Here is a 21,200-nt window from a genome sequence, read left to right as displayed (position 1 = left end):
ATGCATCAATCGTGAAGCGTGGAGGAGAGTAACAAACGATTAAGGGAAAAACTAATACAGATATATTGGTAAGTGACTAATAATCTATTCACCACAAAAAACACAGAAATTTGGTTTATATATTATTCATCAATAAAAATAAATTATTCGTTATGAAAATAAAAAAGGGCGCCGAAGCACCCTTTGTAGAGAACAATGAGAATTACAGTAATGCTTTCGCCTTAGCGACCACGTTCTCAACGGTGAAGCCGAACTCTTCGAATAGCAGCTCTGCCGGAGCAGACTCACCAAAAGACGTCATTCCGACGATAGCGCCGTTCAGGCCTACGTATTTGAACCAGTAATCTGCGATACCCGCTTCTACGGCAACACGCGCAGATACGGCTTTCGGCAGTACAGATTCACGGTATGCCGCATCCTGTTTGTCGAACGCATCGGTAGACGGCATGGACACCACGCGCGCCTTGACGCCTTCGGCAGAGAGTTTGTCCCATGCCGCAACGGCCAGCTCAACTTCAGAACCGGTGGCAATGAAGATAAGCTCTGGCTGACCCGCGCAATCTTTCAGTACGTAACCACCGCGAGCGATGTTTGCCAGTTGCTCTTCGCTACGATCCTGCTGCGCCAGGTTCTGACGGGAGAGGATCAAGGCGGTTGGGCCATCCTGGCGCTCAACGCCGTATTTCCACGCAACGGCAGATTCCACCTGGTCACATGGACGCCATGTGCTCATGTTCGGGGTCACGCGCAGAGATGCAACCTGCTCGACCGGCTGGTGAGTTGGACCATCTTCGCCAAGGCCAATAGAGTCGTGGGTGTAGACCATCACCTGACGCTGTTTCATCAGCGCAGCCATACGTACGGCGTTACGTGCATACTCTACGAACATCAGGAAGGTAGAGGTATACGGCAGGAAACCACCGTGCAGGGAGATACCGTTGGCGATAGCCGTCATACCGAATTCACGTACACCGTAATGGATGTAGTTACCGGCAGTATCGTCGTTAATCGCTTTCGAACCAGACCAAAGAGTCAGGTTAGAGGGTGCCAGGTCAGCAGAGCCGCCCAGGAATTCTGGAAGCAGAGGGCCGAACGCTTCGATCGCATTCTGAGACGCTTTACGGCTGGCGATTTTAGCTGGGTTCGCCTGCAGTTTGGCAATGAACTCGTTCGCTTTCGCATCGAAATCAGAGGGCATGTCGCCTTTCATACGACGGGTAAACTCTGCCGCTTCCTGAGGGAAGGCCTTCGCATAGGCAGCGAATTTGTCGTTCCAGGCCGCTTCTTTAACCTGTCCTGCTTCTTTGGCATCCCACTGGGCATAGATGTCAGACGGGATGTCGAATGCCGGGTGTTTCCAGCCAAGCGCTTCACGGGTCAGCGCGATTTCCGCATCGCCCAGCGGCGCACCATGGGAGTCATGCGTGCCCGCTTTGTTCGGCGAACCGAAGCCAATGATGGTCTTACACATCAGCAGAGACGGCTTGTCCGTTACGGCGCGCGCTTCTTCTACTGCACGTTTTATTGCGTCAGCATCATGACCATCAACACCACGTACAACGTGCCAGCCGTAGGCTTCGAAACGAGCAGCCGTGTCGTCAGTGAACCAGCCCTCTACATGACCATCAATGGAAATACCGTTGTCGTCATAGAATGCAACCAGTTTACCCAGTTTCAGGGTGCCTGCCAGGGAGCACACTTCGTGAGAAATGCCTTCCATCATGCAGCCGTCGCCCATGAATGCATAGGTGAAGTGGTCAACGATATCGTGACCAGGACGGTTGAACTGTGCGGCCAGGGTTTTCTCAGCAATCGCCATGCCCACGGCATTAGCAATACCCTGACCCAGCGGTCCGGTGGTGGTTTCTACACCCGCGGTGTAACCCACTTCCGGGTGACCTGGGGTTTTGGAGTGCAGTTGACGAAAGTTTTTCAGCTCTTCGATTGGCAGATCGTAGCCAGTCAGGTGCAGCAGGCTGTAGATCAGCATAGAGCCGTGGCCGTTAGACAGTACGAAACGGTCGCGGTCAGCCCAGGAAGGATTCTGCGGGTTGTGGTTCAGGAAATCACGCCACAGGACTTCAGCGATATCAGCCATACCCATAGGGGCGCCCGGGTGGCCGGATTTGGCTTTCTGAACGGCATCCATGCTCAGCGCACGAATAGCATTAGCAAGCTCTTTACGTGAGGACATTTTAACTCCAGATCGGACTGTTAAAGGCCATGCCCTTGACGACAGCGCGTTTTGGGCTACGCCGGAAAAAAGTGCCAACAATGTAACCCAAGCGGCTGGGCATGTACATGGACCATTCTTTTGCGGCTTAAGAAATCTCTGGATCATGCTCGCATGTTGCGCAATCTGCTCGCCCGCCCCGATAAATATTCCTTATACTTAGCCCGACACCGGCTTCGCTGACGGTACATTTTTCGGATTTTATTCAGATTAACGCGTACGGAAGCAACATAATGAAAATGCGTGCAACAGTGCTGGCCCTGGGGGCAACGCTCCTGCTGAGCGGCTGTCAGAATATGGATTCTAATGGACTGATGACCTCAGGCGCCGAAGCCTTCCAGGCTTACTCCCTGAGCGATGCACAGGTGAAAGCGCTGAGCGATCAGGCCTGTAAAGATATGGATGCAAAAGCCACTATTGCTCCGGCTAACAGTACTTATACTCAGCGTCTGGATAAGATTGCCTCGGCGCTGGGCGACAATATCAACGGCCAGCCGGTGAACTATAAAGTCTATATGGCGAAAGACGTGAATGCCTTTGCGATGGCGAACGGCTGTATCCGCGTATACAGCGGGCTGATGGACATGATGACTGATAACGAAGTTGAAGCGGTGATTGGTCATGAAATGGGTCACGTTGCGCTTGGCCACGTGAAGAAAGGCATGCAGGTTGCCCTGGGCGCCAATGCCGTTCGCGCAGCCGCAGCCTCTGCTGGCGGCGTTGTCGGTAGCCTGTCCCAATCACAAATTGGCGATATGGGTGAGAAACTGGTCAATTCCCAGTTTTCCCAGCGTCAGGAGTCCGAGGCTGACGATTATTCATACGATCTGTTGCGCAAACGCGGCATTAATCCGTCAGGCTTAGCCACCAGCTTCGAGAAGCTGGCAAAGCTGGAAGAAGGCCGTCAAAGCTCCATGTTTGACGATCACCCGGCATCTGTTGAGCGTGCACAGCATATTCGCGACCGCATGGCCGCAGACGGAATTAAATAATTTCATAAGGGGGCATTTTCGCCCCCCTTTTATTTCGCATGAATTGCGAAATTAACCGCACAGATCGTTAACGCCCCCAAGCCCATGTCATGACTGGCTTCTCCCCTGAAACGTCTGGTCACATAATTATTGCAATCGTTTACTATTCGGGTAATTATCAAACGCGCAGTCATTCCATCTAATATATTAAGACAGAGACGTTCCCTCCGTGAAAAAAGAATTATCGTTAGTTGCTATAAGTTTATTAACCGTCTTACCCGCCGTTGCAAGCCAACAATCAAACAGCCAGGGTTTTCTTGATGACAGCCGCTTAGATCTGTTTTTACGCAACGCGTATATCAGCCGTGATTATCATCAGGGCCAGCAGGATAAAGCCGAATGGGGCCAGGGTCTTATCGCAACCTTTGAATCTGGCTACACCGAAGGGGGGGTGGGCTTTGGCGTGGATGGCATTGCCCAATATGGCGTGCGTCTGGACGGTGGCCGGGGTAAGAGCGGCGCAGGCGGCATCGATTTCTTTAAACAGGAAGATGATGGCCGTGCAAAATCCGACCTGGCGAAGTTTGGCGCGACGGCCAAAATGCGTATCTCTAATACCGTACTAAGCTACGGTAACCAGCGCCCTGCGCTGCCCATCGTCAACGCCGACAGCTCACGACTGCTGTATGAAAGCTATACCGGCGCCCTGCTCACGTCCAGCGAGATAGACGGCCTCGAAGTGAACGCGGGTTACTTCACCGATCAGCAGCGTAAAAGTGACGATCGCCACAATAGCGGCCTGAAAAGCCTCTCCTTCGGCGGCGCAAGCTATCAGTTCAACGACCAGTTCAGCGGGGCGTTATATGCCTCTCACGTTGAAGAGGTGATAAATAAGCAGTACCTGGGCATGAATTTCAAACAGCCGTTCAGCACCGGTCAACAGCTGATTTTCGACTTTAATGGCTATAATTCACGTCTGGATCAAGGTTACGCTGATAGCCTTGATACCGGGCGCAGTAACACCATCTGGAGCATGGCGGCAAGCTACATCTGGGATATTCATACCTTCAAAGTCGCGTATCAGCAAAGCAGCGGCAGCACCGGTTATCACTATGGCAGCTATCGCGATCGGGGCGGCGTGGGTGACGGCGGTAACACCATCTGGCTGGCGAACTCCTACTGGTCAGATTTTAACGGCGAGGACGAACGTTCCTGGCAGGCTTCTTACGGCCTGGATTTCAGCGCACTGGGCATGCCGGGTCTGAGCTGGGTCACAGCCTACGTGCGTGGCGATAACATCAAAACCGCCGAAACCAGCAACGGTAAAGAGCACGAGTGGTTTAACCAAATTCAGTACCAAGTCCAGGACGGCCCGGCGAAAGATCTGATGCTGCGCCTGCGCTATTCCGTACTGCGGGTCTCCAGCAATGCCAGCGATTATAACGTGGGCGGGGATGAAATCCGTGCTTACGTGGAGTATCCGTTCAACGTGTTTTGATGGGGATAGCCGGGAGGCGGTTGCGCCTGCCCGGCTTAAACAACGCGCGTGGCTTATTCGCCTTTTTTCGCCGCCTGGATGTAAAGCATTTCCAGCGCCAGGGTCGCCGCGGCCAGCGCGGTGATCTCCGACGGGTCATAAGCTGGAGCGACCTCTACCACGTCCATTCCAACAATGTTCAGATCTTTCAGACCACGCACCAGCTTGATGGCGCGATCGGAGGTCAGGCCGCCCATCACCGGCGTACCGGTGCCAGGCGCAAACGCCGGATCCAGGCAGTCGATATCGAAGGTCAGATACACCGGCATATCACCTACGATCTGCTTCACCTGCGCGAGGATGTCGTCTACGCCGCGATCGTTCACCTGGCCTGCATCCAGAACGGTGAAGCCGTTGTCTTTGTCGAATTCAGTACGGATACCGATCTGGACCGAGTGGTTCGGATCGATCAGGCCTTCGTTCGGCGCGGTGAAGAACATCGTGCCGTGATCGAATTCACAACCGTTCGCGTAGGTGTCGGTATGAGCATCAAAGTGAACCAGCGCCATTTTTCCGAAGTGCTTTGCGTGCGCGCGCAACAGCGGCAGAGTCACGAAATGGTCACCGCCGAACGAGAGCATGCGCTTACCCGCTGCCAGCAGTTTCTCAGCATGCGCCTGCAGTTTTTCGCTCATTTCACGCGCGTCGCCGAAGGCGTACACCAGGTCACCGCAGTCCACCACGTTCAGGCGCTCTCGCATGTCAAAATTCCACGGAAAGCGGTTGTGCTCCCAGGCCAGGTTAGTTGAGACCTGGCGAATCGCTGCCGGACCATGACGACCACCCGCGCGACCAGACGTAGCCATATCAAACGGCACACCGGTGATGACCCAGTCAGCATCGCTGTCGTACGGCTGGAAGTTCATCGGAAGGCGTAAAAAACCAAACGCGTTAGATACCAGAGAGTTATCGTACTGATGACCTAAAGTGCTCATATCCTGACCTCTTTTAAAGTCGATGTAGTGGAAATGATGAAAAAAAATCCCCTCCGCGTCGTTAGGCCCGACGAGGAAGGGATTCATTAATAAATACATGTTGTTGATGAATTATGGCTGCTGGCGGGGAACAGTCAAGCTCTTTCCACCACCGCGCGGACGACCACGGCAGCCTGACGTCCATGTCTTAAATATATATTTAAAAGTAATACATTCTTTCTATTTATATATTAAATACATTTAGAAATACTAAATAACAAAATAGGAAAACATCAATATCCAGAAGCAGACTGCATTTTTATAATCAACTCGCATTTAATTTTACAGAAGGGAATAATTATGAAGATGCTGAAAAAAGCTGCACTGCTTACCGTTCTTATTAGCGCAGGTACCGCTGCAGCGGCAGAAGATGGAACAATCACGTTTACCGGCTCAATTAGCGATGCCACCTGTACCATTACAGGCGGCGACGCAACGGGCGAATCATCCACTCCAGATTTTACCGTTCATTTGCCTTCCGTCAGCACCACCGCGCTGACAAGCGATGGTCAGAGGGCAGGTGACACGCCATTTCACGTTAGCCTGAGCGGCGCGAATTGCCCTAACGGCAAAGTAGCCAGCGTCTATTTTGAACTGGCTCAAAGTACCAATGTCGATACCAAAACCGGTAATTTGAAAAATACCGTGACCAAAGCCAGTGGCGGTGCTGAAAAAGTCCAGGTGGGTTTACTCAACTCCAGTAAAGCCATTCTGAACTTAAACACCGCGAACGATACTGCAGAACAAGTCACCATTTCCGGAAATACCGCGCGCTTTGACTACTGGGCGCAATATGTTGCCACCGGTGGTGCCGCTACGGCGGGTAGCGTTGCGAGTGACGTGGTTTATTCAATCAAATACCAATAATCGCCAGGCGACGTCTTTACGTCGCCTGCTATTAAAAAATGGTTACGTATGTTTAATAAAACCTTAAAATTTGTCCCGCTGCTCGCCCTTCTCTGGATGACATCTTCCAGCGCGACGGTGCAGATAATGACAACCCGCGTCGTCTTTAACGCAGCGGAGAAAGAACAGACTGTCCGCATTAATAATGTAGGCAAAGATCCTGAACTGGTGCAGGTCTGGCTGTCCAGCACTGATAAAAGCGATGGCGCTGTTAAAGAGTCATTACCTTTTTTTATCAATCCTCCTGCGGCGCGTATCAATCCGCAAAAGGGAAAGGTGTTCCGCATTTTCCAGACAAAAGAGGCTGTAGCGAAATACCCTAAAGACAGAGAAACGGTGCTCTGGCTAAACGTGCTGGATATTCCACCTGACGCTGTAGAAGACGCTAATCAGAACCAGCTAAAAATGGCTTTCCGCACGCTGATTAAATTCTTTTATCGCCCGGCCGGTCTGAAGGGAAATCCGCAGGAAGCGGCTGATAACTTGCGCTGGGAAATTAAGAAAGTCGCCAAAGGGTATGATGTGATTGGTGTCAATGCGTCCCCGTGGCACGTCAGTATGACCAATGCCTGGCTGACAAACGGACAAGGAAAAGAGGTCGTGGTTGAAGGTCAAATGGTCGCACCGTATAGCACCATGATTTACCATTTCACCCAGGTCGAGACGCTGAGTGGAAAAGGGATTTTCAAATACAACTATATTACTGACTTGGGTGCATACGTTACTAAAACACAGGCATTCTGAATAAAGGGATTTTTGACCAGGAAGGTTAAATGTTAGATAAAATAAAATGCCGCGCAGGAATGCGGCAGGTAATGCTATTGACCCTGTTGTGCACCGGCGCACACAGCACCGAACTGTTCGCGACAGAAAATAAAACTCATGTTTCTTTTTCTCGCGGCTTTATGCATTATTATGATAACGGTGCCGATCTGTCACAATTTGATGGCGTCGAAAAAATCCTTCCCGGAGAATACAAGCTTGAAGTTAACAGTAATTCAAAAAAAATAGACACCTGGACAGTTAAGGTTATCGCAGCGAATAATGCTCAGGGCATTGATGTTTGCATTACGCCAGAGATGGTGATCCGTTTCGACGTCGATACCGCTAAATTGCCCGAAAACTGGAAAGCAAAATCGTGTCTGATCCTTCCTGAGCTAATCCCTGGCTCGACCGTCACCTATAACCAGGAAGAAGAGGCGCTGGATGTCACCGTCCCACAGGCGATGCTGCTCAATACGCCAGAAGGATTTATCAGTCCAGAGCTGTGGGATGACGGCGTCACTGCGCTTACGGCCTCTTATTCGCTCAGCGCGACAAGTACGCGCTATCGCACCCTCGGAGAAACCTCTAATTACGGCTACGGCAACTTATTAACCTCGCTGACAGCTGGCGCCTGGCGTTTTTCAACCTATGACAGCCTGAACCTCGGTAACGACGTCTCCGGCGATAAATATCAGCATATTCAGGGATTTGCCGAGCGCGCGATCGCCCCTTTGCAATCACAGCTGATGATCGGTGATATCAATACCAGCGGAAGTTTCTTTGATACGACCGCCCTTCGCGGCCTGCAGCTGGCAACCGATGACCGCATGCTCCCGGACTCCGTACGCAACTATGCGCCCGTGGTGCGCGGCATGGCGAACAGTAATGCGACAGTGACCATCAAGCAGTCAGGTAACACCATCTTCGAAAAGGTTGTTCCACCAGGCGAGTTCGCGATAAGCGATCTCTATGCCACTGGCTATAACGGCGATCTTGACGTTACCGTTAAAGAGACCAATGGCAAAGAAAGCTCCTTTACTGTCCCCTACTCCAGCGTTCCACAGCTGCTGCGAGAAGGCTATTCCCGCTACTCATTTTCTGCAGGCGAAATTCGTGACACCGAATTATCAAGCGATCCGTATCTGATTGAAGGCACTCTCCAGTACGGGTTGATGAATAATTTTACCGGATACGTGGGTGCGCAGAGCGCGTTCGACGGGGATTACTCCGCTCTGATGACCGGTTTTGCGATCAACACACGCCTGGGGGCATTTGGGGTAGACGTGACGCGTTCATTTACCCATTTCGACGATATGCCTGCTACCGGCGACTGCGGACAATTATGCGATATGAGTTTGCGGCTAAGTCTTTCGCGAAACCTCCCGGAAACCGGAACCAACTTCAGCCTGGTGGGCTACCGCTACTCAAGCAGAGGGTTCTATTCGCTATCGGACGCGGTGAGCCTCAAGCAGGCGATGGAGACAGGAGAAGATAGCCTGCAGCCAGAACGTTTCCGCGAGCGCCTGGAAGCCAACATTAATCAGATATTGCCATCCGGCTGGGGAAGTTTTTATCTCAGCGGTTTCCTCGGCAACGTATGGAACGAACAGCTGGCGCATAACGATAAATCCAACTTCACGCTGGGCTATAACAATCAGTTCGGTACCACAAGTTGGGGGATTGCATTTAGCCGGACAAACGATGACGAAGGCGGCCATGAAAATACCGTCTATCTCAACGTTTCGTTGCCTCTGGGTCATCGCTACGAGAAAAAGGCCCGCCTGGGGGCAAATGTTAGCTACAACAGTAACGAAGCGAATTTCCGCACCTCCCTCAACGGTTCTGCCGGTGAACGCTCGCAGTTTGGCTTTGGTGGCTACTTCAGCGAATCCAGCCAGCCTGATACCAACTTCGGTATGAATCTGTCTTACACCGGAGAAAGTGCCACGACCGGGGTTAACTACAGCCAATCCCTTGATTCCTTCATGGGCGGAGTAAGCATGAGCGGCGGTATGGTGGCGCACGCGGGCGGAATTAACTTTACCCCTTCCATCAGCGATACCATCGGCATTATTGACGCAACGGGTGCAGAAGGTTCACACATTTACCCTGATTCACGTTCAGTTATAAAAGATAACGGCTATGGCATCGTCGGTTATCTGGTGCCTTATAAATACAACGATGTTTATCTGGATCCAAAAGGCACGGCCATGAGCGTGGATATCGAAGATACTCATCGCAAGATTGTGCCTACCGCAGGTGCAACCGTGCTGATCAAAATGGATACCCAGAAAAATCAGCAAAGTCTGGTGCATTTTACCACCCCGGACGGCGGCGATATTCCTTTTGGTGCCTCAATTAACGACAGCGCAATGAATAACACCGGCATTGTTGGCCAGGCAGGTATGGCCATGGTTTCCCTGCAGGAAGGGGAAAATACATTTGTACTGAAATGGAAGAAAAAAAAGCAAGAGCAGCAATGTACTGTCCATTACCACTCTACGCCACTGGAACAACCCTCGGCGGCGGATGACAGCACAATTCTCAGCCTCTCTTGCCTATCTTCAGGAGATAAAAAATGAAAGGGGTTTTGAAATGGTGTGTAACAGCGATTTTACTGTCCCTGTTTATCAGCACGGGAGCACGTGCAGCAGCGTGTAAACTAAACTCTGCCGAGGCCATTGTTAATATAACGGATAACATTACGTTAAACCCGGCAAATAAAGGAAGCGCAGGGACCGTGCTGTGGTCAAAAAGCTATAACGTGCCAAATATAAAATACACCTGTAACGAAGGGGTTCTCTCTTCGTGGCACTCAGAATACAGCCGTAACTATATCAATTCACCCCTTGATAACGTTTACGCCACGGAGATACCCGGTATCGGTATCAGAATCAAATGGCCGTCAAACGGCTCTGGCGTATGGGTGCCTGGCAACTCAGGCAGTAGCATCACCTGTACCAGTGAATGTTCCGTAATGAACAGTACGGTGCTGATTGAATTCGTGCAGACCGGCGGTCTTAATGACGGAGAAAGTTATATTCCCGCCGGAGAAATCGCCCGTTCCAGCGTTATCCCCAGCACTAATGCCAGCGATACACTGCGTATTATGACGATAAACTTCGGCACGTCGATAAAAGTGGTCACCCGGTCGTGTTCTATTTACCCGTCGACAAACAATGTGGATCTCGGTTCTTATAACCTCTCCTATTTTGAAAACAGCTCTACGGCCCAGGGTGATAAAAAAGAGTTCACTATCACCATGACCTGCCCGTCAGCCACGGATGTAACCTTAACCCTGAACTCTTTTAACTCTATTCCGTTTGGCGCAGGGACCGGGGTTATTGGGGTTGAAAGTGGCAGCGATAATGCCAGTAACTTCGCCATAAAACTCTTCGAGAAAACAAGCACCTATGTCTCGACAGCCATCAAGCTGGGTAATGCCTATTCTTATACCGTTTCACCAACGCTGACCAAAACATACCAGGCACAAATCTATGTCGCTGGCAGCGTAGACCGTAAAAAAGATCTTAGTGCAGGAAGCATTGTCGGCGCAGTGCAGTACACCATGGCCATCAAATAAATAATCAAGGAGAGATTGATGCTTCGTCAACAGGTTAAATATCTGGCGGTTCTGCTGCCACTCATCAGTACAGCTTATGCAAGTGACATGCTGCCCGCACGTCAAAATAAACAAGAGCTTGACCGACTCGAACGTCAGAATAATCAGGCGATAATTGAAGAGGCCAAGCGGACCGAAAAACAGTATCAGCAGCAGCGCGCCCAAAGAGATGATGAGGGTATTTTTTCTCTCCCTGCCGAGGCAGGAGTAAAATTCAAAATCGACAAAATTGTTATCCTTGATGACGAACGCTTTAACGCCTCACCGCAACGTCAAGAAATCATCGAAAATTATCAGGGAAAAGAGCTGGGTAAAGCAGAGATTTTTACCGTTATCAGAGAACTGACGGATTTTTATATTTCCCGTGGCTATGTAACGACCATGGTAGGTATTGAACCTGGCAGTATCAAAGAAGGGGTACTCACCTTACGCGTGTTATGGGGAAAAATTAACGGCTTTGAAGTTAATAACAGCGAACCCAGCTTCCGCCAGAAAACCCGTCTTTTCAGCGCATTTCCGTTTGCTAAAGGCAAGGTACTGAATATGCAGGATGTTGATCAGGCGGTGGAAAATCTGATGCGCGTTTCCGGGGAAGATAACCTGCAGATAAAGCCGTCCAAACTCGACGCGATGTCCAATTTAAACTTGATAGTGAAACCCTCCTTTCCGGTATCAATCTCCGCAGGCATTAATAACTCCGGCTCCAAATCAGAAGGATGGCAGCAATATTACGGCAGCACGACATTTAAGAATATCGCCGGTCTGAACGATATATTTAACGCCTATTACTCTTGGAATAACCTGATTAATGACGACGACGAAAAGAAGGCCTGGTCATTAAGTTACGGTGTGCCTCTCGGGTACTGGACATTCGATCTATCCTGGTATCATTCAAGCTATGACCAGACTATTGACGGTGGCTATGGCAACTATGCCTCAGAAGGTAATTCCGACCGTAAATCGCTGCGTATAAGTCGCATGTTGGCCCGCAATGCAACTGGCAAAACCAGTCTCTGGGCGAAGATGGAGAAACGCGACAATTACAGCGCATTTGAGCATGAGCAAATTGACGTAAGTTCAAAAAAATACACCAGCGTCTCTTCCGGTATCACCTACGTTGGCTCGCTGATGGGCGGCTGGCTGTATGGCGATCTGGGCGTGATGGCCGGTGTTCCCTGGTTTGACGCTGCCTGGAAAGACGATCAGGACCTCGAAGGCTTTGATTTAAACTACATCAAATATAACGGCATGGTCAGCTGGACCCGGCCTCTGTTTCAGTTCGGTCGTTTAGGCGGCAGCTATGAACTCAATACCGGTTTCCAGTACTCACCGGATGTGCTTGCAAGCGATGCCAAAGCCACGCTGGGAGACGAATTTACCGTACGTGGATATAAAGACGATGCACTACAGGTAGACAGTGGAGCATGGGTCGGAAATACCCTGAATTTACCCTTTGATATCCATTTTGCAGGTGTTTCTCAACTGACACCTTTTATGGGTTATGACTTTGGCTTTGCGCAGGATAACTGCCCGGAAGGGGTTAATACCTGCGATGCGCAATTTATGATGGGTGCAGCCGTTGGGATTAAAGCGACGGGGAGTTATTTCTCATCCTCTTTAACTGCTGGTTGGCCCGTTAAAAAGCCCGACACTATGTCAGATCGAGAAATAGATAATACAGTTGTTTACTACAAAATGGATGTTAATTTTTAATTAAGGATGAATGATGAAATCAAAACATGTGAAAAATAAGATAACGGCTAAAACGTTGCACAAGCATTTGTGCCCGTTATATTTATCCCTCGCCGGTATTTTATCCCTCAACGCCGAAGCGGCCATCACGCCTGATTCAAAACAGAGTAATGGCGCAACGATGGGCCAGGCCGCGAACGGCGTACCGATGGTCAACATTGCCGACCCTAATAAAAAAGGGGTCTCTCATAATAAATTCACCCAGTTTGATGTTGATAAACAGGGGATGATTTTTAACAACAGCAAAACCGACGGTGTAACGCAAATTGGCGGATATGCGGTCAAAAACGCCCAGTTGCAGTCGGAAGCCAGCGCGATTATCAGTGAAGTGACCGGCGCTAAGGCCTCCTATATCAATGGCACCATGGAAGTTTTCGGTAAAAAAGCCGATGTTATTATTGCCAACGAAAATGGGATCAGCGTCAATGGCGCGTCAACGCTCAACGCCAATAGTCTGACCCTCAGCACCGGTAGAGTGCAAATGAAAGACGACGGCACCTATAAGCTGGCCGTCGAAAAAGGTAATATCAGCGTGACGGGCAAAGGGATTTCTACTGATGGCTTAAGTTATTTCGATATTGTGAGCCGCAGCGCGACCCTACAGGGCGAAATTGCGGGTTCAGCCGATCTCAAAATACTTGCGGGACAGAATGAGTACGATCCCCATACCCGTACCCACACGGTTCGTAGTAAAGGGGATAAAAACACCCCCAGCGTCGCGATTGACGGAAGCGCGCTTGGCTCAATGTATGCCGGAAAAATTCAGCTTATCAGTACCGAATCCGGTGCCGGGGTGCGCCATGCAGGCAGTATTATCGCCAGTAATAATATTGAAATCAGCGCCGATGGCGATATCTCATTAACGACGCTGCACAGTGATAACGATATTTCGCTTGCCGGGAAGGCGATTGCGCTTAATAAAGACACCGCAGGCAACGGGGGCACTGAAGCCCAGGGTAACGTTATTATTAATGCGCTCGCCGGTGCGACAATCAACCACGATGTAACCACCCACTCCGGCACCATCCGCATTGACGCCTCATCCCTTCTGCAAAATGCCGCAGCGCTGATTTCCGAAAGTACGCTGAAAACGGCGGTTCCCGCTATTCAGATAAACGTTGCCGGTGACTACGTCCTGAGCGGCACGCTGAAAGCGCTGGATGATAAGGGTAACGTCATTAGCGGCGGGGTTGTCACCCTGAAAAACGGTGATTTTGTGGTGATGAACAACGGTGTTGAGGTACCTTTCGCCTCCATCATATCAGACGCCGAAATTATTGCCGACAGCGGTGATGTCAGCATCACCGCGAAAAATATGAATAACAAAGGCGGCGTCGCGATTGCTAAAAAAGGCACGCTGATCTTTACCCTAAGCGATGCTTTTGAAAACAGCGGTCAGATTAATGCCACCGGCGATATCACCCTCTCTTCCGGTTCAATGAAAAACAACGGCACCCTTTATGCGTCCGGCACGCAGAAGCTCACCGTCGCATCGCTCGAAAACAATGGCCGCCTGTTTGCTGATAAAAAGCTGGTGATGAATGCCAGTTCGCTGAACAACACCGGCATTATCGGCGTTTCTGCCGGAGAGATGCAGCTCACCACCGCAGGTGACTTAATCAATAGCGGTACCCTAAGCGGTGACGACGCCTCCCTTCTGCTTGAAGTTGAAGGCGATGTCGACAACAGCGGTCTTATCGTCAGCAATAAGCAGGACGTTACGCTCAATGCTAAAGGCAAGTCCGTTAAGAATAAAGGCAAAATCGAAGGCCGCAACGTCAGCGTTGATGCATCCGCCGCCGATGCTGCGCTTGTCAACACTGGTAGCATCAGCGCGAAACAAAAGCTGGCCGCGAAGGCCGCAACGCTCAATAACGACGGCGGCCAGCTTAGCAGTGCGGGAGATGTTGCTCTCACAGCCCAAAAAGCGCTGATAAACGACCACAACGGCGAGATCCTGGCGGAAGGCAGCCTGCAGATTCAGGGGGATAAGGCCAGCTTACGTAACGAAAATGGCGGATGGATCCAGGCAAGCGCTTTTGACATCCAGGGAATTTCAACGATGGACAACACCAGCGAGGCGGTGATCCTTTCCACTGGCGACTTAACCTTAACGGGCCTCGACACCTTGACCAACAGCGGAGGAACAATCCAGGCCAACAATATCAAGATTGATGATATTAACACTTTGAATAATACCGCTGGCGGAACGCTTTACACCTCGGAAAGCCTGGCGCTGTCCAACATTGATAACCTGGAAAACGACAACGCCTTGATCATGTCTGAAGGCCTGCTTACGCTGGCAAAACTGGGCACCCTCACAAACAGCAATGGCGCCAACCTGTATGGTGAGACCGGGCTTAGCCTCTCTGATATCACCACGCTGAAAAACACCGGCGGCGCGGCGCTGCAATCCGCAAGCGAAGTGAGCCTGAACAAAATAGGTACATTAACTAACACAGACGAAGCCGTGATCACTTCGGCAGGCGATCTGCATATTCAAAACGCCACCACCGTCAATAATAGCGCCTATATGATTAGCGAAGGAGCAATGGATTTCTCCAATGGCACCACGCTAAAAAATGAAGGGGTGATCCAGGCGGGTACCGACCTGATCATAAGTAACATCAAGAACCTGATTAACCAGGGCAGCGACCATGTGCTGATGGCGTTGGGTAATTTGACGATCAAGGATATCGAATCCCTGCTGAATACTGGCGGCGCGGTGATAACGTCGGGGATGAATACCGTTCTTGAAGCAATTGGCGTCGTCACCAACGCCGATGCGAGCGTCATTCAGGCTCAGGAAGGCCAGGTTCGTATCAGCACAGATACGCTCAACAACACAGGCTTTGGCCCATCCGCCGGTGGTGGCCAGGCTGTTTCGACGATTGTGGCGAACGGTGATGTCATCATTAATGCAGATACCGTGAATAACGATCATCAGGCCGTTATTGTCTCTGCCGACAGCGATCTGACCCTCAACGTTAGCAAAGCGATCAATAACGGCGACGGTGCGGTGCTGGTCGGCAACAACAAAACGACGCTGAACGTCAGCAACGGTGTCATCAACAATAGCGGTTCAGCGCTCATCGGCGGTACTGACATATCGCTTACCAGCAAGAGCCTTAACAACACCAACAGTGGCAGTATCAGCGCGGAAAACAGTCTGAAAATGGCGCTGGACCATCTGGATAACACCAACGGTATCCTCGAGTCGGCGTACACGCTGGCCCTTGATATTGTTGACAGCGTTTACCTGGAGAACACCAACAGCGACATCCGTGCCGGTCAGGCCGTCGACATCACCACTCAGGGTGATTTCACTAACAATACGAACGTTGAAGCCATTGGCGACTTTAACGTCAACGCGAAAGGCGAATTCGTCAATAACGTCTCCATCGTCACCGGCGGCGATCTGAACGTTAACGCGGCCAACATTACCAACAATGAAAACACCTTGTTGTGGACAATGGGGGATATGAACCTGGAAGCCCGCACGGGGAAATTCACCAACATGATGCTGGGTAACGTTCTCAGTATGGGTGATATCTCAATCATTGCGAAAGAGATCTGGAACTATGCCGGTATTGTGCGTGCTGAGAAAGATATTAATCTCGATGCGGTAACCATTAAAAATGAAAGTACCTATACCGGAGGTGAGATCACCCAAACGCAAACCCAAAAAGCAAACGGTACCTATAAAACCATCGACAATGTAACGAAAAAAATAACCGTTGATACCACAATCTATATCCCGGTTTTAGCTTCAGACATTGCCCTGGACAGGCTGGCCGAGATGAGTGCCGGTGGAAATATCAATATCAACCAGCGTGATATTTACGACACTCACGACGTCAACAATATCGGAGGACTCATTCAGGCGGGTAAAGATATTACTGTCACCGGGAATATCTACAACTCTCCGACCTATACATCAGAATCTCTGTTTGATTTCCTGACCCAGCCATTGTCTAACAAGATTACGGTTGAATTTAACTGGCGCGTGGCCAAAGATCATACCACCATCTGGAAATTCGATACTCTATATCAATATTTTAATTTCCTGTTCGGCAATGGTTCGGCGGCCTCAAAAAGTGGCAACAACGATGCCGATAAAGAACGCTTATATCTCAGCCTGGTGAATGCCGCCAACAGCTCCACGCAGCTGAAAAGCACCATGAGTAAGATCTTCGGGGAAACCTGGCAGACCCAGAGTTTTAGTAAGCTATGTAACACCTGGAGTTCCACCATTGGTAGCAACAATGCCGCCTTAAAAGATAACAAAATCTACTTTGTTCCCCTTGAGAAAGGCGAAATAACTGCCGGGCATAATTTTACTCAAAATGGCGGTACGATTAATAACGGCATCGCAGAAGCCGGAGTGATTAAGTCTAATGCTACCGTGACCGATGTTGATGTCGGCGACTATAGCGGCGATACCGTTATCGCCGGGTATGATGTTAAGGTCAACACCAAAACCATTGATGAACTGTCCATGGGCATCAGTCCACTGCCAACGATTAAAGATATGGTCTCTATTCCGGGCATGTTTGAGCTTTCTGATGACTTCAAAAAAGCCGCAGAAGCCGAAAAAAATGGCCTGGAATACGATGGCCCGGCCAACCATATTGTGCCTATCTTTGAAACACGCCCGGACATGATCAACCAGAACGACTACTCTGGCGCAGACTATTGGTTTGATCAAATTGATGATAAAGAAACCCCGTCAACACCTGATGGCAGTGCGGGTAACAACGATACATCAGCCACGTACGTGGTGATCGGCGATAACTATTTCGTTTCAGAACTGATTCGTCGCGAAGTCACCAGTTCCGTGGGTAGTTTCTTTGCCGTCCGTGACGGTCTGGAAGGTGATGATCTGGTCCAGTCGTTAATGGACAACGCGGGCGTCGCGTCCGGCGACGAAGAGTTAGGTCTGGTGGTCGGAGAGCCACTGACCGAAGAACAAAAAGCAAACCTGGACCAGGATATCGTCTGGTTCGTGAGCCAGAACATTAATGGCGTCGACGTCCTCGTACCGGTTGTTTATCTTTGCCCGGAAACCCTCAAGCAAATTGAAACCGGCGACGTCAGCAGCGGTACAGCGGCAATCAATGCAGGCAACAACATGAACGTTGATGCCGACGCGATAAATAACGCCAACGGCTCCCTGCATTCCGGCGGTGACATGACCCTGGTCTCCGATGGGGATATCACCAATACCAGCAATGGGATGAATTCCGGTATCTCTGCGGGCGGGAATATGAGCATGACCTCCACCGACGGAAACATCAACAATGAAGGTGCGTCCATCAAGGCCGACGGTGATATTGAGATGACGGCTGAAAATGGCGATATCACCATGACGGCCAGCGTCGGTCGTGATGAAGATGGCTCGCAGAAGATCCATGCCTTCGACGATGGCGTCTCTGCGGGCGGCTCTATTTCCATGAAGGCCAAATCCATTACCTCTAATGCGTCAGATATCACCGCCGGTGAAGATATTACGCTCAAAGCGACGGATGGCGATGTCACCTTCAATGACCTGCATGAGATGGACGCGTCAAGAACAATTGATACCGATATCAAGGGCGCGGGAAGCTATCGTACCACTGATACCAAAACAACAACCGCGGAAGCCATCGGGTCAAATGTTTCAGCAGGCGGCAAGCTCACGATCGATGCAAGCAACGATGTCGTCATGGAAGGCGGGAGTTATACCGCTGAAACAGGGGATATCTCGGCGGGCAACAATGTTGATATTAAAACCTCAGAGGATCTCTCTGAGACTGAAACAACCGTTACTTCGCGCGAGTTTGTTGCCGGTGCCCACGCAGATGCCTTCGGATATGGTGCCGAGGCGGAGCACAGCAGCCTTGACGGTAAATCAAGCTCCACCTCTTCCGGCGATTACACCAGCGGCGGCTCAGAACAGGAAGCCTCTTCCAATGGTCGTCGCCCGGGTCGTGCCGCTATTGATGATACCGCCGGTTTCCGTCTGGGTATGGAAACCATCACCGATACAACAAATACACAGACCAAGACCAATAAAAACGCATCGCTCAATTTTGAAAAATCAGCCTCAATTGAAGCTGATAACACCGTGGATATTGGTGGTGCGGATCTCAATACTGGCGGAGATTTGTCGATTTCGGCCGACACCATCGCCAGTACAAAATATGAAGATGAGGTGAAGGAAACAACAACTCATGAAGATCAATTTATTGGCATTAAAGGAGAAGCCTCCAGTACCGTCCTTGACTCGATGGACAAAGCAGGCAATTTGATCGCCAAAGCCCAGGATGGCCAGGAGCTCAACGTCGCGGGGACCATTGCGCAAGCCGCTGGGGATGTCAGTAATCTGGTGTTTAACGATTTGGCTAGCGGCTCGGTCTCTATCGGCATGGATATGCACAAGTCATCTACCTCATCGTCCTCTAAATCTGAGAACATTACCCATATTAACAGCGGTGGGAAAATATCGTTCAACTCGAAGAAAGATACCACGCTCAACGGCGTCGATATGAATGCCGAAAGCGTTGATATTAATGCCGGAGGTGACGTCAATATTAATGCTGCACAATCGAGCAGCGAATACTCGACGTCCGGCTCGTCTCAACACGCTGGTCTTTCCATGGGCGGCAGCGTAGACCGTCAGGGAGCGAGTGCAGGGGTATCTTTCGACTACAACGGAAGCAACGAACAGAGCTCCGGGAAGAGTAAATCGTTCACCAACAGTGAAATTAACGCCAACGACGTTAACATCAACTCAGGTGGTGATATGACGATGACGGGCGGAAACATTACTGCTGATACGGCTAACTTAGATATCGCAGGCGATCTCTCCATTTCCTCCGTTCAGGACGAAGTACACACCGATGCCAGCAGACAAAACTGGGGCGGCTCCGTGGGTATTGGTATTAATACCAAGGGCGAAATTTTGCCAACCATTGCAGGCGGCGGCGGCGGCGGTTCGGAACATTATGATTCCGCCACAACATCTCAACAGTCTGGCATAACCACCAATAAAGAGCTGAATGCGAAAACCGGCGGCGATCTCAATCTTGATGGTTCGCATCTGGTTTCGAAAGATAAAACAGGAGACATTTCCGTTGATGGCGATATCAACGCCACCGAGAAGAAAGACTATATCGATAAAGACGGTATTTACGGCGGCGCTGGCGCCGGTATTGGCGGTAAATCAGGTAAGAATGTCGGTAAACCGACCTTCAACCTCTATGTTGATACCGTTGATGAAATTCAGTATGGCGAAACGCAAAAATCCACCATTGATGCCGGCAATCTTTCACAAAAGGGGAAAACGAACGGAAATATTAATACTGACAGCAATGCAATGTCTGAGGTGACAGAAGATCGCAGGGAAGCGGGTAATAATATCTCCTTTACCATGGCCGCACCTTCGGGCTTCGGCAAAAAAGGCAGCTATGATCTCGACACGCCGACGCCGGGTAATAACAAAAAACCGCATACGGATACGCCGTCGAAAAAACCGGATGCTGACACCCCTGCTACGGATAATACGAAAAAACCGGATGCGGTAACGCCTGCTAAGGATAATACGAAAAAGCCGGACGCTGATACGCCTGCTGCGGATGATGCGAAAAAGCCGGATGCTGTCACGCCTGCTGCGGATGATGCGAAAAAACCGGATGCGGATACGCCTGCAGAAGATGATGCGAAAACCCCGGACGCTGAGACGCCTGCAGCGGATGATGCGAAAAAACCGGATGCGGATACGCCTGCAGAAGATGATGCGAAAAAGCCGGACACGGATACACCTGCAGAAGGTGAGACCAAAAAGCCGGATACTGATACGCATGCCGGAGAAGGAGATGACGCAAAAACACCGGATACAGATACCCCGGCAGCGGATGACGCGAAAACCCCGGACGCCGATCAGCCATCTGACAGAACTGACGGTAAGAAAAGCGACACCACGGATGATAGCAGCACTATCCCGGCTGACGGCGGCGCAAGCAAACCGCAGCCAGCGAAGAAATGGGCAGTGCCGAATACCAATTATCCAACGTTATCGCCAGGCTCTGCCACAGCGAAACCAAGTTTCGATACTCCACCAACACCAAAACATAAGGTGTGGAACGGCGATCAAACTAATGGCGTAGCACCATCCAGCAACACCAGTGGAGACACCCCATCACTGTCTCCAGGATCTTCCACAGGCAAAACCGGTATGGATATGCCGCCGACCCCGGAGCATAAAACCTGGGACGGTGATATGAGTTCAACAGGCACCCGTTCTCAGTCGAAGCAATGGCTTCCCCTGCTGCAAGAAACGCCCGTTGATTTCTATGCGCAAGTGCAGATCTCCTTCGACGACGAGCAGTTAAGTTAGACCGCGTCACCCCGCCGCGTAAAAGGGCGGGGAATAACGCCGTAAAACAAGAGGGGGCTGACG

10 protein-coding genes are annotated in these 21,200 nt (G+C 50.6%); 8 read left to right on the top strand and 2 right to left on the bottom strand.

All coding sequences use genetic code 11. From position 1 onward, the window contains the following. Window positions 1-202: 202 nt before the first annotated feature. Entirely contained in the window at window positions 203-2,194 is a 1,992-nt protein-coding gene (tkt, locus tag NL510_RS04945) for a transketolase (RefSeq protein ID WP_253382097.1), read from the bottom strand. 272 nt (window positions 2,195-2,466) lie between these two features. Between tkt and loiP the strand changes: the two genes are divergently transcribed. Both loiP and NL510_RS04935 read left to right on the top strand, forming a co-directional pair. After that, window positions 2,467-3,225: a metalloprotease LoiP gene (gene loiP, locus NL510_RS04940; RefSeq protein WP_253382095.1), complete on the top strand. Its 759-nt coding sequence runs from the start codon at window positions 2,467-2,469 to the stop codon at window positions 3,223-3,225. Window positions 3,226-3,433: 208 nt separating this feature from the next. Next, on the top strand, window positions 3,434-4,702 hold the full coding sequence (locus NL510_RS04935; protein ID WP_253382094.1) for an OprD family outer membrane porin: 1,269 nt from the start codon (window positions 3,434-3,436) through the stop codon (window positions 4,700-4,702). A 53-nt stretch (window positions 4,703-4,755) separates the two neighbouring features. On the opposite strand, the gene speB is transcribed toward NL510_RS04935, so the two are convergent. Further along, a complete protein-coding gene (gene speB, locus NL510_RS04930; RefSeq protein WP_253382092.1) occupies window positions 4,756-5,676 on the bottom strand; it encodes an agmatinase in 921 nt (306 codons plus the stop codon). A gap of 339 nt (window positions 5,677-6,015) precedes the next feature. On the opposite strand from speB, the gene NL510_RS04925 reads away from it, so the two are divergent. The 6 genes from NL510_RS04925 to NL510_RS04900 are packed head-to-tail and all read left to right on the top strand — an operon-like array spanning window position 6,016 to window position 21,137. Further along, window positions 6,016-6,582, top strand: a complete 567-nt coding sequence (locus NL510_RS04925) for a fimbrial protein (RefSeq protein WP_253382090.1) — start codon at window positions 6,016-6,018, stop codon at window positions 6,580-6,582. A 48-nt stretch (window positions 6,583-6,630) separates the two neighbouring features. Further along, window positions 6,631-7,365 (top strand): fimbrial biogenesis chaperone, encoded by a 735-nt coding sequence (locus NL510_RS04920; RefSeq protein WP_253382088.1) that lies wholly within the window; start codon window positions 6,631-6,633, stop codon window positions 7,363-7,365. A gap of 29 nt (window positions 7,366-7,394) precedes the next feature. Continuing rightward, a complete protein-coding gene (locus NL510_RS04915; RefSeq protein WP_253382086.1) occupies window positions 7,395-9,968 on the top strand; it encodes a fimbria/pilus outer membrane usher protein in 2,574 nt (857 codons plus the stop codon). Then, window positions 9,965-10,969 (top strand): fimbrial protein, encoded by a 1,005-nt coding sequence (locus tag NL510_RS04910; RefSeq protein WP_253382084.1) that lies wholly within the window; start codon window positions 9,965-9,967, stop codon window positions 10,967-10,969. Before NL510_RS04915 ends, NL510_RS04910 begins: the two co-directional genes overlap by 4 nt. Before the next feature lie 18 nt (window positions 10,970-10,987). Further along, window positions 10,988-12,721, top strand: coding sequence for a ShlB/FhaC/HecB family hemolysin secretion/activation protein (locus tag NL510_RS04905; protein ID WP_253382082.1), 1,734 nt, complete (start codon window positions 10,988-10,990; stop codon window positions 12,719-12,721). Window positions 12,722-12,731: 10 nt separating this feature from the next. After that, on the top strand, window positions 12,732-21,137 hold the full coding sequence (locus NL510_RS04900; protein ID WP_253382080.1) for a two-partner secretion domain-containing protein: 8,406 nt from the start codon (window positions 12,732-12,734) through the stop codon (window positions 21,135-21,137). The last annotated feature ends 63 nt before the right edge of the window (window positions 21,138-21,200 follow it).

It is taken from the genome of unidentified bacterial endosymbiont (assembly GCF_918797525.1).
Classification (GTDB): domain Bacteria; phylum Pseudomonadota; class Gammaproteobacteria; order Enterobacterales; family Enterobacteriaceae; genus Enterobacter.
The sequence above is the reverse complement of the archived record's forward strand: the minus strand, read 5'-3'. Positions and strand labels throughout refer to the sequence as shown.